General features: G+C 64.8%; 12 protein-coding genes. 7 read left to right on the top strand and 5 right to left on the bottom strand.

The features are described 5' to 3' along the window. Positions 1-12: 12 nt before the first annotated feature. Complete coding sequence (locus tag EO094_RS03445; protein WP_128290914.1) at positions 13-804, bottom strand: ComF family protein; 792 nt, start codon at positions 802-804, stop codon at positions 13-15. Between the two features lie 51 nt (positions 805-855). On the opposite strand from EO094_RS03445, the gene EO094_RS03440 reads away from it, so the two are divergent. Further along, the gene (locus EO094_RS03440) at positions 856-1,737 is read left to right on the top strand and encodes a methyltransferase domain-containing protein (protein WP_128290913.1); all 882 of its coding nucleotides are present in this window, start codon (positions 856-858) and stop codon (positions 1,735-1,737) included. 62 nt (positions 1,738-1,799) lie between these two features. Here EO094_RS03440 and EO094_RS03435 read toward each other — a convergent pair whose 3' ends face one another. From EO094_RS03435 to EO094_RS03420, 4 genes are read right to left on the bottom strand one after another with little or no spacing between them, the layout of a single operon-like run. After that, positions 1,800-2,003 carry a Flp family type IVb pilin gene (locus tag EO094_RS03435; protein ID WP_128290912.1) on the bottom strand — a complete coding sequence of 68 codons (204 nt, stop codon included), beginning with the start codon at positions 2,001-2,003 and terminating at the stop codon, positions 1,800-1,802. A 5-nt stretch (positions 2,004-2,008) separates the two neighbouring features. Further along, a complete protein-coding gene (mutT, locus tag EO094_RS03430; RefSeq protein ID WP_128290911.1) occupies positions 2,009-2,407 on the bottom strand; it encodes an 8-oxo-dGTP diphosphatase MutT in 399 nt (132 codons plus the stop codon). Positions 2,408-2,418: 11 nt separating this feature from the next. Further along, positions 2,419-3,645, bottom strand: coding sequence for a bifunctional glutamate N-acetyltransferase/amino-acid acetyltransferase ArgJ (argJ, locus tag EO094_RS03425; RefSeq protein ID WP_128290910.1), 1,227 nt, complete (start codon positions 3,643-3,645; stop codon positions 2,419-2,421). 2 nt (positions 3,646-3,647) lie between these two features. Further along, complete coding sequence (locus EO094_RS03420) at positions 3,648-4,601, bottom strand: peptidylprolyl isomerase (RefSeq protein ID WP_128290909.1); 954 nt, start codon at positions 4,599-4,601, stop codon at positions 3,648-3,650. A 213-nt stretch (positions 4,602-4,814) separates the two neighbouring features. On the opposite strand from EO094_RS03420, the gene secA reads away from it, so the two are divergent. The 6 genes from secA to EO094_RS03390 all read left to right on the top strand — a co-directional run bounded on the left by secA (position 4,815) and on the right by EO094_RS03390 (position 12,389). Further along, positions 4,815-7,601, top strand: coding sequence for a preprotein translocase subunit SecA (gene secA / locus EO094_RS03415; RefSeq protein WP_128290908.1), 2,787 nt, complete (start codon positions 4,815-4,817; stop codon positions 7,599-7,601). Between the two features lie 159 nt (positions 7,602-7,760). Continuing rightward, on the top strand, positions 7,761-9,110 hold the full coding sequence (locus EO094_RS03410; RefSeq protein ID WP_164879544.1) for an adenylate/guanylate cyclase domain-containing protein: 1,350 nt from the start codon (positions 7,761-7,763) through the stop codon (positions 9,108-9,110). Positions 9,111-9,359: 249 nt separating this feature from the next. Further along, positions 9,360-9,587: a hypothetical protein gene (locus EO094_RS03405; RefSeq protein ID WP_128290906.1), complete on the top strand. Its 228-nt coding sequence runs from the start codon at positions 9,360-9,362 to the stop codon at positions 9,585-9,587. 402 nt (positions 9,588-9,989) lie between these two features. Then, positions 9,990-10,529, top strand: coding sequence for a GNAT family N-acetyltransferase (locus EO094_RS03400; RefSeq protein ID WP_128290905.1), 540 nt, complete (start codon positions 9,990-9,992; stop codon positions 10,527-10,529). 154 nt (positions 10,530-10,683) lie between these two features. Beyond that, entirely contained in the window at positions 10,684-11,226 is a 543-nt protein-coding gene (locus tag EO094_RS03395) for a TetR/AcrR family transcriptional regulator (RefSeq protein WP_128290904.1), read from the top strand. After that, positions 11,223-12,389: an MFS transporter gene (locus EO094_RS03390; RefSeq protein WP_128290903.1), complete on the top strand. Its 1,167-nt coding sequence runs from the start codon at positions 11,223-11,225 to the stop codon at positions 12,387-12,389. The genes EO094_RS03395 and EO094_RS03390 overlap by 4 nt, the downstream gene beginning before the upstream one ends. Positions 12,390-12,471: the final 82 nt, after the last annotated feature.

Below are 12,471 nucleotides of genomic sequence, written 5' to 3'. Positions count from 1 at the left end.
AGGACCGGAGCCTCACCCGAGCGGGACGACACCGGCGCGCGCGAAGGTGACGACGTCGACCTCCTGCGCCCCGGCTTTGAGAAGCGCCTTCGTTGCCGCCTTCACCGTCGCGCCCGAAGTGTAGACATCGTCGACGAGAAGAATGCGGTGGCCGGCGACGACGCCTCTTTGCGCATCGCGCACCTTGAAGGCGCCGCGCAGATTGGCCTGCCGCTCCTTTTGCGACAGACCGACCTGTTGCCGTGTGCGCCGGCTGCGGGTGAGCGCTCGCGGCACGAAACGAAGGCCGAGTTCATCGGCGATGCCTTTGGCGAGCACGGCCGATTGATTGAAACGCCGCTGCCACAGACGCGAGCGGTGGAGCGGCACCGGCACCACGAGCGTACCCTCGCGGAAGAGGTCTCGCGCCGGTCGCAAAGTCAGCGCGATCAGCGTGCGGGCGACGGCCGCCTGATCGTAATATTTGAACTGATGCACGAGATTGCGCGCCGTTTCGTCGAAGAGGACGGCCGAACGCGCCCGCGAAAACGGCGGCGGATCGGCAATCGCCTGCGCCGACAAAATCCCGTCTCCGAGATCGGCGGCGAAGGGAACGCCGAGCACCGGGCAGAACGGCTCTTCGATGAAGCGCAGCTTCGCCCAGCATTGCGGGCACAAGAGATCATGCGCGCCGACGGCCCGCCGGCAGACCGGGCAGAGCGGCGGCAAAAGCAGATCCGCGACCTGTCTCGCCCCCGCTTTGACGATGTCGCGGAGGCTGCTTCTGGCGTGGACCGGCTCCGATCCCGCCGCACGAAGAGACATGTCCCGTCGCATTGCGCTTCACCATCGCGCGTCTTGCGCTAGAACCCGAGCATGACCGCTCCCCCGATCCTCGACAAGCATCTCCTTCGCCGCCGCGAAGAGCGCGCCGCCCCCGCACCGGAGGGTATCGATTTCCTGATGCAACGGGCGATCGACGAAGTCGCCATGCGCCTTGCCATGGTGGAGCGCCGTTTCGAACGGGGGGTCGCCGCCTTCGGCCGGGGCCCTGCACTTGCAGAGGTCCTTCTGGCAAGCGGCAAGGTGGATCAAATCCTGTCCCTGGAGCAGAGCCTTGCAGCGGCGAGATTGCACACGGCTCAGGTCGCCGTCACCGACGACGAGGCGCTGCCGCTTGCGCCCGAAAGCGTCAATCTCTTCGCCTCCGTCCTCAGCCTCCACAACGCCAACGATCTGCCGGGCGCCCTCATTCAGATCCGCCGCGCTTTGCAGCCCGACGGTCTCTGCCTCGCCGTCTTTCCGGGCGGCGGGACGCTCGCCGAACTGCGCCATGCCTTCATGCACGCGGAAGCCGAGATGATGGGCGGCGTCAGCCCCCGCGTCATGCCCTTTGCAGATATCCGCGATGTCGGCGCACTTCTGCAGCGGGCCGGTTTTGCCCTGCCAGTCGTCGACCGCGAAGTGGTGACCGTGCGCTACCGCGAGCCCTTGAAGCTGATGGCGGAGCTGAAGGCGATGGGCGCCTCCAATGTGCTGTCTGAACGCGCCCGCAAACCCGCGACGCGGGCGCTCATCGCCCGTGCAGCGGAAGCCTACCGCGAACTCTACGGCGATGGAGAAGGACGGGTGCCGGCGACGTTCGAGCTTTACGCCGTGTCCGGCTGGGCGCCGCATGAAAGCCAGCAGAAGCCTGCGAAACGCGGTTCGGCGCAGGTGAGTCTTGCCCATCTTCTGGAAGAGAAGAACCGGGAATGAACGGCCGAGACTGAATGGGCCGGGAATGAGTGGGCCGGACCGCGCCGGCCGAGAGGCACGCTTTACCCCCAGCCGATCTCGGCAAAATGCGCCGCGATACCCTCGTAAAGGGCCGTCAGCGCGGGAATGAAAACGCTGAAACCTGCCAGCAGGGCAATGGTGACCAGCGAGCCGATGAGAGCGTATTCGATCGCCGTCGCGCCGGATTCATCACGCCGGAGCGAGGTCAACACCAAAGCGAGTTCGCGCAGGCGCGATCTCAGCATGTCGATCACAACAGATCGAGCAGATGGGAAATCAGCGGTTCGTCAGCTGGCGGCATGGCAAACTCTCTCATCTTTTGCGGCCGGACCCAGCGCAGTTCCTGTCCTTCGAGAGCCTGCGCCACGCCAGACCAGCGTCGGCAGACGTAGAGTGGCATCAGCAGATGAAGATTTGGATAAGCATGGCTGGCGAACGTCAACGGCGCCAGACAGGCTTCCTGCACATCGATCCCGAGTTCTTCGCGCAATTCCCGGATGAGAGCAGCTTCGGGACTTTCGCTTGCCTCGACCTTGCCGCCGGGAAACTCCCACATGCCGCCGAATTCTTTATGGTCCGGGCGGCGGGCCAGAAGCACGCGCCCGTCGGGATCGACAAGCGCCACGGCAACGACGAGGAGAAGCTTCATCGCGGCCTCGTTCAGCTGCGATAATCGCCGTTGATGGCGACATATTCCTTGGTGAGGTCGCAGGTCCAGACGGTCGCCTGGCCGGTTCCGAGACCGAGATCGACCTTCACCGCAAGTTCGTCCCCCGTCATATAGGCGGAGGCCGCCTCTTCCGAGTAATCCGGGTCGCGCGCACCGTCGACGGCGACGCGATGCGGACCGAACCAGATGGAAAGCCGGTCGCGGTCGGCGGGCTCCCCCGCCTTGCCGACGGCCATCACCACGCGGCCCCAATTGGCGTCCTCGCCGGCAACGGCCGTCTTCACCAGGGGCGAATTGGCGATCGAAAGCGCGATCGTCTTCGCCGACGCATCGGTTTCGGCGCCCGTCACGGTGACTTCGAGGAATTTGCGCGCGCCTTCCCCGTCCTTCACCACCTGGAAGGCAAGCTCGCGACAGACCTCGGTCAAAGCCTCCATAAAACTCTGAAAATCGCCACTTCCCGGCACGATCTCCGCATCGGCGGTGCCGGTCGCAAAGGCGAGCAGCGTATCCGACGTGGAGGTATCGCTGTCGACGGTGATCGCGTTGAAGCTCGTTTTCACGGCCTCCGACAAAGCCGTCTGCAAGGCCATCGGCGAAATCTTCGCATCGGTGAAGACGAAGGCGAGCATCGTCGCCATATCCGGCGCGATCATACCGGCGCCCTTGGCGATGCCCTGCACGTTCACCGTCCGGCCCCCGATCGTCACCTCTTTATGGGCGAGCTTCGGAAACGTGTCGGTGGTCATGATCGCTTCCGCCGCCTCGCGGAAACGATCGCCGCGCGCCTCTTGAGCGAGCGGGCCGAGATGCCGCCGGAACGGCTCTGGATCGAGGGGTTCGCCGATCACGCCGGTCGAGGCGAGAAAGATGTCTTCCGGCGCGCAGCCGAGCGCCTCGGCAGCCGCCTCTGCGCTCGCCTTCGTCGCGGCCGCGCCCTTGGCGCCGGTAAAAGCGTTGGCATTGCCGGAATTGACCACGAGCCCCGCGGCACGTCCGCGCGGAAGCTGCGCCCGGCACCAATCGACCGGCGCAGACGGGCATTTCGACCGCGTGAAGACACCGGCGACCGTCGCCGGCGGATCGAAGGCGATCAGAAGGAGGTCGGTGCGGCCCTTGTAGCGGATGCCGGCCGCAACCGTCGCAAGCCGAACTCCCTCAAGTTGCGGCAGCTCCGCGAATTCGCGGGGCGCCAGCGGCGAAACGCTTGCGCTCATTCTTACTGGTTCTGCCCCGCATCGGAGTCGGAAGGAGCCCCATCATCGGAAGCGCCCTCTTCGGCCGCACCTTCATCGGACCCGGCTTCTCCATCCGCCGCAGGCTCGGCATTCGCCTTGTTGTAGACTTCGATGGTGGTGTCGTCGCGCAGCTTCGTCATCACCTCGTTGAACTTCTGCCGCACCAGAACGCCGCGCAGCTGCTCCTTGATGTCGTCAAGCGGCGGCGGGCTCGACATGCGCTTGTCTTCGAGCTTGATCACGTGCCAGCCGAATTCCGACTTCACCGGCTCCTTGCTGTATTCGCCGGGCTCCAGCGCGAACACGGCCTTGTCGAATTCCGGCACCATGCGGCCTTTCGGGAAATAGCCGAGATCGCCACCCTGCGGGCCGCTCGGACCTGTCGACTTTTCCTTGGCGAGCTCGGCGAAATCCTTGCCGGCATCGAGCTGTTTGATGATCTCTTCGGCTTCCTCCTTGGTCGTCACGAGGATGTGGCGGGCATGCACCTCTTCCTCGGGTTTGAAGCCGGAAATCTGCTTGTCGTACTCCGCCTTCACCTCGTCGTCGGTGACGGCGTTGACGATCTCCTTCTCCACATACTCGTTCCTGAGCGCGCGGGTCTTCAGGAATTCCAGGCGCTGGTCGAAATCGGGGGTCTTGTCGAGACCCTTCTCGCGTGCCGCCTCCGCCAGGAGCTCCATGTCGACGAGGACGTCGACGAGAACGGCGCGCCGGCGCGGGCCGGGCACGCGGTCGAGTTCGTCGGAGAAATCGTTCGCCGCTTCCGACAGATCCTTTTCGGTGATGATCGTATCGCCGACGCGTGCGACGGCATCGGGTGACGGCGCGTCCTGCGCCTGGGCTGACGCCATGAAGGCACCGGTCGCGATGACGAGAGCGGCGAGGGCGCCGCTCGCGCCGCCGATCTTGTACGACGTGTTCCGGATGGTCATGATAGGTCCTCGATCGACATCGGCGCGATGTCTGCGCAAGCGCCGCAGATTGACATGATTCACCTGCGTTCTTATCTCTCCCCCGGCCCGCCGTCCAGAAGCGGGGGCGCCGGCTCGACGGCTTTCAACGCTGATCCCCGCGCCACTTCAGAAGCGATGAGCGGCCTCACGACACGCCGACATCGGTAATTTGCCGACGAAGAGGATGTATTTATGCTGGGCTTGGGCAGTTTGGGCCGCAAGGTCTTTGGCACCCCGTCGGACCGCCGCGTCAAAAAGTATCGTCCCCTCGTCGATCAGATCAATGCGCTCGAGGACGAGACGGCAAGGCTGAGCGACGAAGAGCTCGCCGGCCGCACGCTGGAATTTCGCCAGCAGCTCGAAAACGGCGCCAAAGTCGACGATCTCCTGGTGCCGGCCTTCGCCACCGTGCGCGAGGCGGCCAAGCGCGTTCTCGGCCAGCGCCCCTTCGACGTGCAGCTCATCGGCGGCATGGTTTTGAACGAAGGCGCCATCTCCGAAATGAAGACGGGTGAAGGCAAGACGCTCGTCGCCACCCTGCCGGTCTATTTGAACGCGCTCACCGGCAAGGGCGTCCACGTCGTCACCGTCAACGATTATCTGGCGAGCCGTGACGCGGACTGGATGGGCCGCATCTACCGCTTCCTCGGCCTGTCCGTCGGCGTCATCGTCCACGGCCTGTCGCAGGACGAGCGCCGCCGCGCCTACCGCGCCGACGTCACCTACGGCACCAACAACGAATTCGGCTTCGACTATCTGCGCGACAATATGGAATACGACCTCGGTGCCATGGTGCAGCGCGGGCACCATTACGCCATCGTCGACGAGGTGGATTCCATCCTGATCGACGAGGCGCGCACGCCGCTCATCATCTCCGGTCCGGTGGAAGACAAATCGGAGCTCTATCAGGCAATCGACGCCATCATCCCGCAGCTGAAGCCGGAAGATTACGAGATCGACGAGAAGGTCCGCTCCGCCACGCTCACCGAAGACGGCACCGAACATGCCGAGCGTCTCCTGGAAGCGGCCGGGCTTCTGAAGGGCGACAACCTCTATGACGTGGAAAACGTCGCCGTCGTCCATCACCTCAACAACGCCTTGAAGGCGCACAAGATCTTCCAGCGCGACAAGGATTACATCGTCAAGAACGGCCAGGTCGTCATCATCGACGAATTCACCGGCCGCATGATGGAAGGCCGGCGCTATTCGGAAGGCCTGCACCAGGCGCTCGAGGCCAAGGAGCACGTCAAGATCCAGCCGGAGAACCAGACGCTCGCCTCCATCACCTTCCAGAATTATTTCCGCCTCTACGAAAAGCTCGCCGGCATGACCGGCACGGCGATGACGGAAGCCGACGAGTTCATGGACATCTACGGTCTCGACGTCGTCGAGGTGCCGACCAATGTCCCGGTCGCCCGCATCGACGAGGACGACCAGGTCTTCCGCACGGTGGAAGAAAAATACGCCGCGATCATCGAGACGATCAAAGATTGCCGCGAGCGCGGTCAGCCGGTTCTCGTCGGCACCACCTCGATCGAAAAGTCGGAGCTTCTGGCGGAGCGCCTGAAGACGAGCGGCGTCAAGGATTTCAATATCCTCAACGCCCGCCATCACGAGCAGGAAGCCATCATCATCTCCCAGGCCGGCAAGCCCGGCGCCATCACCATCGCCACCAACATGGCCGGCCGCGGCACCGACATTCAGCTCGGCGGCAATGTCGACATGCGCCTCGCCGCAGAGCTCGGCGAGATGGAGGAAGGGCCGGAGCGCGACGCCAAGACCCAGGCGATCAAGGCCGATCTGGAACGCATGAAGCGCGAGGCGCTCGATGCCGGCGGCCTGATGGTGCTCGCCACCGAGCGCCACGAAAGCCGGCGCATCGACAATCAGCTCCGCGGCCGTTCCGGCCGTCAGGGCGACCCCGGCCGTTCGCAATTCTATCTGTCCCTGCAGGACGATCTGATGCGCATCTTCGGCTCCGACCGCATGGACGGGATGCTGACGAAGCTCGGCCTCAAGGAGGGCGAGGCGATCGTCCATCCCTGGATCAACAAGGCCTTGGAGCGGGCGCAGAGCAAGGTCGAGGCGCACAACTTCGACATCCGCAAGAACCTTCTCAAATACGACGACGTCATGAACGACCAGCGCAAGGTCGTGTTCGAGCAGCGCATCGATCTGATGCGCCAGGAGGAGACGGCGGAGACCGTCCGCGACATGCGCCACGAGACGATCGACGAGATCGTCTCCAAGCACATCCCCGAGCGCGCCTATGCCGAGCAATGGGATGTGGAGGGCCTGAAGGCGGAAGTCGCACAGATCCTCGCCCTCGATCTGCCGATCGACGAATGGGCGGCGGAGGAAGGCATCGCCGATGCGGAGATGCGCGAGCGCATCGAAAAGGCCGGCGACGAGCTGATGGCCCGCAAGGCGAGCCGTTTCGGCCCCGAGCTCATGCGCATGGTGGAAAAGCAGATCCTCCTGCGCACGCTCGATCAGCTCTGGCGCGAACATCTGGCACAGCTCGATCAGCTGCGCTCCGTCATCGGCTTCCGCGGCTACGGCCAGCGCGATCCGTTGAACGAGTACAAGACCGAGGGCTTCGAGCTCTTCGAGGCGATGCTGTCGGAGCTTCGCCGTGCCGTCACCGCACAGCTCATGCATGTCGAGCTCGCCGAGCGTGAGCCGCTTGAAGAAACGCTGCGCCCGCCGGAAGGCATCGCCCATCACGTCGATGCAACCACCGGCGAGGATGAATTCGAGATGACCGATGGCGGCGGATCGGAGAGAGCCGGCGCCGGCGCGCTTCCCGTCGGTGCGGGTGCGGTCGCCGCGAGCAGCGCTTACGCCGGCGGCGAAGGCGCAGGCGCGGCCACGATCGACCCGAACGACCCCTCCACCTGGGGCAAGGTCGGGCGTAACTCGCCCTGCCCGTGCGGCTCCGGCAAGAAGTTCAAGCACTGCCACGGCGCGCTCGTCTAAACTGCCACGGCGCGCTCGTCTAAAGAGCCGGGCCCTACAACCACCGCTCTAGCCGGCCCACCCACGGCCGGCTAGAATTGTTTTGAACATCAGCTCAGGATGACATCCCCGCTCGTGCCACAGGCGCGGGCGGCTCTCGGTGTCGGCCAAGGATCTTTCATGTCCTCAAGCACACTCGTCGACAGCGTCACCTCCTGGCTGGTCGAGCAGGCCTTTGGCGAGCCCGACCCGACCGAGCTTTTTCAAGGCATGTGCGACCGCATCTTCGGCGTCGGCATCCCGATCGGCCGCGCCATGGTCAATTGGACCACGCTCCACCCGCTCTTTCAGGTGGAAGCGGTCATCTGGCGCGAGGGCCAGGAAGTGGCCTTCGAGCAGATCGCCTACAATCCCGAGCCCGACCATATCAGCGAGGCGTGGCGGCAAAGCCCTTTCAAGGTGCTTGTGGAGAGCGGCGGCGACGTCTTCCGGCGCGCCCTGCAGGGGCCGGAGAAACTCGTCGATTTCCCGGTCCTGCAGGAATTCGCCGACGAAGGCTTCACCGACTATGTCGCCTTTGCGATTGATCTCGCCATCCCCGGCACCGGCCTGGCGAACTCGCGCAGCGGCATCATCGTCTCGTATTGCTGCACCCGCCCGACCGGCTTTTCGGATGGCGAGATCGCGGCGCTTCAGCGTGTCACCCGCCGCTTCGCCCTCTCCGGCAAGGTGATGATCCTGTCGCGCATGGCCGATACGATCGCCGAAACCTATCTCGGCCATCGCGCCGGCCCGCGCGTGCTCGGCGGCCAGATCCATCGCGGCGACGGCGAGACCGTGCCGGCGATCATCCTCTACAGCGACCTCAGAAATTCGACCGCCTTCGCCGAGCGCATCCCGCGCGCCGATTACATCGACCTGTTGAATTCCTATTTCGATTGCATCGCCGCCTCCATCGAAGAGGAAGGCGGCGACATCCTGAATTTCATCGGCGACGCCGTGATCGCGCTGTTCTCGCTCGATTGTTGGTCATCGGAAACGGAAGCGGCGCAGGCGGCAAGCCGCGCCATTGAAAAGGGCTGGCAGAAGCTCGCGCTCTTGAACGAGGCCCGAATTGCGGCCGGGGAAGAGCCGCTCGATTACGGCGTCGGGCTGACGCGCGGCAACGTCATGTTCGGCAATATCGGCACGGCCTCGCGTCTGTCATTTTCGGTGATCGGCCCGATCGTCAATCAGGTTGCGCGCGTTCAGGCGATGACCAAGGTTTTCGGCGTGCCGGCGCTTGCTGTCCAGAAAGTCGCGGACCACGCCCCCGCCCATTGGACGCCGCTCGGCGAACACACGCTCAGAGGCTTTTCGGAGCCCGTGGCGCTCTATGCCTGGGCGGGGCCGACACCGCACCGCCTCCCCGAGCCGGTCATGGAAACCGGGGATCCGAGCGCACCCCCGAAAAAACGCGCCCATCGCCCACGGGAAAGCGCCGCCGAAATGGATTTCCTGGCCAACCGCGCCGTCCGCGCCAAGGGATGAGGTGACATGCGAGCCCGTCGGTCGCCGTCCCGCGTGCAGAACACAGCGTCTCTGAGCAGACAAGCAGCCCAATAAAAGCGCGAGGTCTGCGGTCAGAGCCGGCGTGCAGGAAAGGCGCTGCGGCGCCGCTCTTCCCAAATGCACCGTGTGACGACGACGCGTCTTGAACCAGGAGTGCGCTCCCGCAAAAGTTGATCCACTGCGCATGAAGTATCTAAGCGTCGAATGGCAGTGCGGGGGACATTGCAGATGACGGAAGTGAACAGGCGGCGCTGTGCGCTAAAGGTCGCGGGATGCGCCGGCGCCGCTTTTCTTGCTCTTTCCGCTTCCGTCGATAATTTGGTGACCTATTTATTTGGGCCCGGCTACCTGTGGATCATCGGGGGAACGTTCATCGCCGCCTGCTGGGGCTACGAAGCTCTATGCCACGGCTTCAAGGTCGATGACTTCTTTGGAAAGGACGAAGCAGATGACTAGCAAATCCGGCGGCTGCGCTGTTTGCGTCCTGTTTGGGGCCATCATTCCGTGGAGCGGCTTGTTCGTGGGCGGGATCCTTGGCTTGCTGCCAAATACCCCACCGGCATGGGACCGGCTGAGCGCATATATGGTGGCAATCTCACTGCTTTTGATGGCGGGAAGCTTCGTCCTGCGTCGCGTTCCGCGCATCATATTCTAGCCGGCTCACCGGCCAGCTATCGACGCATCGTCACCTCGTAAACTGCAGCTTTCAGCGTCCGGGAGAGCCCGTGACGATGCGGCCAATGCCGTGCGGCCTGTCCCGGCAAGACGGTCGAAAAAGATGCGAGATGCCCTGCCTCAGGTTGCCGCCTTCGAGATAAGCTCGGTCACCCAAACGCATCCTTTGAGGCCGCGACATCCATGCCCGCCACGATCTCCCCTTACGAGAAAGCCGACCAGCAGGGCGTGCTCGATCTCATCCTGCCGATCCAGCAGCGCGAATTTGCGATCCCGATCACGCTGGAGGAACAGCCCGACCTTCTCGCCATCGAGAGTTTCTACCGGGTCGGCAAGGGCGATTTCTGGGTGGCGAAGGACGCGGGTCGCGTCGTCGGCACGATCGCGCTCAAGGACATCGGCGACAACCAGGCCGCCTTGCGCAAGATGTTCGTGGCGGCGACCCATCGCGGTCGCCCGCACTCCGTCTCCTCAGGGCTCTTGCAAACCGCGCTCGCCGCCGCGGCGGAACGCGGCCTCGCCGAGATCTTCCTCGGCACGACGGCAAAGTTTCTCGCGGCGCACCGCTTCTATGAGAAGAACGGCTTTGCGGAGATCGACAAGACCGAGCTGCCGCCAGCCTTCCCGCTCGTCGACGTCGATACGAAATTCTACCGGATCGCAATCCCCCCTCTTCCCGCAACACCGGACTCAGGCAACAGGCATCTCCCAGCGAGCGGCTAAGTCGCCCTCCCCTGGACGGCCTCCCTGTCCCTCACACTCTGTGAGAGCGACCCATCGGCCGAACGGCAGCCGTCCGTGCCCGCACACCACGCACGCCGAGCGGATTTCGAAGCCGATCCTTGAAATGTAAAACGTACGTTTTACATGCCCTGCGATGGAAACGAAAACCCGGCTCCTCGCCGCCGCCGAACAGCTCTTCGACCTGAACGGTTTCACCGCCACCGGAATGGACCGGCTGACGCAAGCCGCCGGCATGTCCACGCGCACCCTCTACAAGCACGCCGGCAGCAAAACCGACCTGATGGCCGCCGTCCTCGCCGAGCGCGATCACCGCTTCATGCGCACGTTCCAGGGCCTCGAGAGCGTCGACGGCATCTTTGCGGCTTTGGAGACGTGGGTGCGGGAAGAAGGCGCCCGCGGCTGCCTTTTCCTGCGAGCCTTCGGAGAGACCGGCGGCAACATCCCGGAAGTGCGTGCCGCCGTTCTCGCCCACAAAGAAACCTTCCGCAAACGCCTGACCGAGATCCTCGTGACCGAACTCGGCGAGGCGGCAAGCGCGCACCTGACGGAAGAGATATTGGTCCTCTACGAGGGCGCCACGGCAGCCTCTGTCTATCGGGGCCCGGCCGCGGTCGCGGCGGCACGCCGGGCAGCGGCAATCCTTGTCGCCGACGCTGACGCCGGACAACGCCCGTGAAACCGGCCCTTCGCCTGGGCGCCGTCGGTTTCGGCCTGATCGCCGTCTGTTACGGCTTTGCGCGTTTCGCCTTCGGTCTGTTTCTGCCGGAGGTCGATGCCGATCTATCGCTCGGCCCGGCGCTGTCGGGCGTCCTCTCGGGCGGATCCTTTCTCGGCTATTGCCTCACGATCATTGCCTCGGCCGTCCTCACCGAGCGTTTCGGGGCGCGCGCCGTGGCGATTGCGGCGGCCCTCGTCGCCGCGGCCGGCATGGCCGCGATCGCCGCCGCGCCCAATGCCGCCTGGCTGGCCGGCGCCGTGCTTTTGGCAGGGTCGAGCACCGGCCTCGCCTCTCCGCCCATGGCTGCGGCGGTCGCAGCCTCGGTCCGGGCCGAGCGGCAGGACGCCACCAACACCGCGATCAATGCGGGCACCAGTGCTGGTGTCGCACTCTCAGGCCCCGTCGCCCTGGCGATCGGCGGGGAATGGCGTCTCGCCTTTGCGGGCTTCGCCGCACTTGCCGTTGTCGTGGCGCTCGCAGCCGCTGTCGCGGTTCCGCCAACGCGGCGCAACTCCGCGAAAGGCAGTCACCTGCCACCCGTAACCGGACCTTTGATGCGCCTCGTCGCAGCCTATTTCCTCATGGGCGCCGCAAGCACCTCCCTCTGGTCCTTCGGCGGCGAGATCGCATCGCAAAGGCTCGGCTGGGGCACGAGCGGCATCGGCGTTTTGTGGACCGCCATCGGCATTGCGGGAATTGCCGGCGCCTCGGCAGGCACCCTGGTGAAACGCTTTGGCGTCGACCGGACGCATCGTGCCTTTCTGACGATGATGGCGCTCGGCATCCTCGCGACCGGCTCGGCCCTCGCCACCCCCGCAACGACGCTCGCAGGCGGCGCTCTCTTCGGCGCGGCCTATGTGATGCTGACCGGAATCTACCTCGTCTGGGGTGTGGCGGCACTTTCCGATCGCCCGGCGACGGGGCTGATGATCGGCTTTCTCACCATCGCCATCGGCCAGACGGCGGGAGCGCCCCTCTTCGGTTTCATCCTGGACGCCTTCGGTCCGGATCAGGCCGTCATCGTCTTTGCCGCCATCGGGCTCGCGGCCGGGATGATGGGATACGAGCGCGTCGGCCTTTTCGGGGCTCCGGCCGCCCGAAGATGCACCGAGGCCCGATAAGGCCGCGGCCGAAAGCCCGCGCCACTTTAAGCCCGGATCGCGCGTGAACGGCATAGCGGGCGAAAACCGGGGGTCGCGACAA

It is taken from the genome of Afifella aestuarii (assembly GCF_004023665.1).
Lineage (GTDB): Bacteria > Pseudomonadota > Alphaproteobacteria > Rhizobiales > Afifellaceae > Afifella > Afifella aestuarii.
The sequence above is the reverse complement of the archived record's forward strand: the minus strand, read 5'-3'. Positions and strand labels throughout refer to the sequence as shown.

Bases quoted from the DNA above. Each gene is read 5' to 3' on its own strand.
- argJ (WP_128290910.1), bottom strand. From the start codon at position 3,645: ATGAGCGCAAGCGTTTCGCCGCTGGCGCCCCGCGAATTCGCGGAGCTG.
- EO094_RS03400 (WP_128290905.1), top strand. From the start codon at position 9,990: ATGCCCGCCACGATCTCCCCTTACGAGAAAGCCGACCAGCAGGGCGTG.
- EO094_RS03395 (WP_128290904.1), top strand. From the start codon at position 10,684: ATGGAAACGAAAACCCGGCTCCTCGCCGCCGCCGAACAGCTCTTCGAC.
- EO094_RS03410 (WP_164879544.1), top strand. From the start codon at position 7,761: ATGTCCTCAAGCACACTCGTCGACAGCGTCACCTCCTGGCTGGTCGAG.
- EO094_RS03435 (WP_128290912.1), bottom strand. From the start codon at position 2,003: ATGCTGAGATCGCGCCTGCGCGAACTCGCTTTGGTGTTGACCTCGCTC.
- EO094_RS03445 (WP_128290914.1), bottom strand. From the start codon at position 804: ATGTCTCTTCGTGCGGCGGGATCGGAGCCGGTCCACGCCAGAAGCAGC.
- mutT (WP_128290911.1), bottom strand. From the start codon at position 2,407: ATGAAGCTTCTCCTCGTCGTTGCCGTGGCGCTTGTCGATCCCGACGGG.
- EO094_RS03405 (WP_128290906.1), top strand. From the start codon at position 9,360: ATGACGGAAGTGAACAGGCGGCGCTGTGCGCTAAAGGTCGCGGGATGC.
- EO094_RS03420 (WP_128290909.1), bottom strand. From the start codon at position 4,601: ATGACCATCCGGAACACGTCGTACAAGATCGGCGGCGCGAGCGGCGCC.
- EO094_RS03440 (WP_128290913.1), top strand. From the start codon at position 856: ATGACCGCTCCCCCGATCCTCGACAAGCATCTCCTTCGCCGCCGCGAA.
- secA (WP_128290908.1), top strand. From the start codon at position 4,815: ATGCTGGGCTTGGGCAGTTTGGGCCGCAAGGTCTTTGGCACCCCGTCG.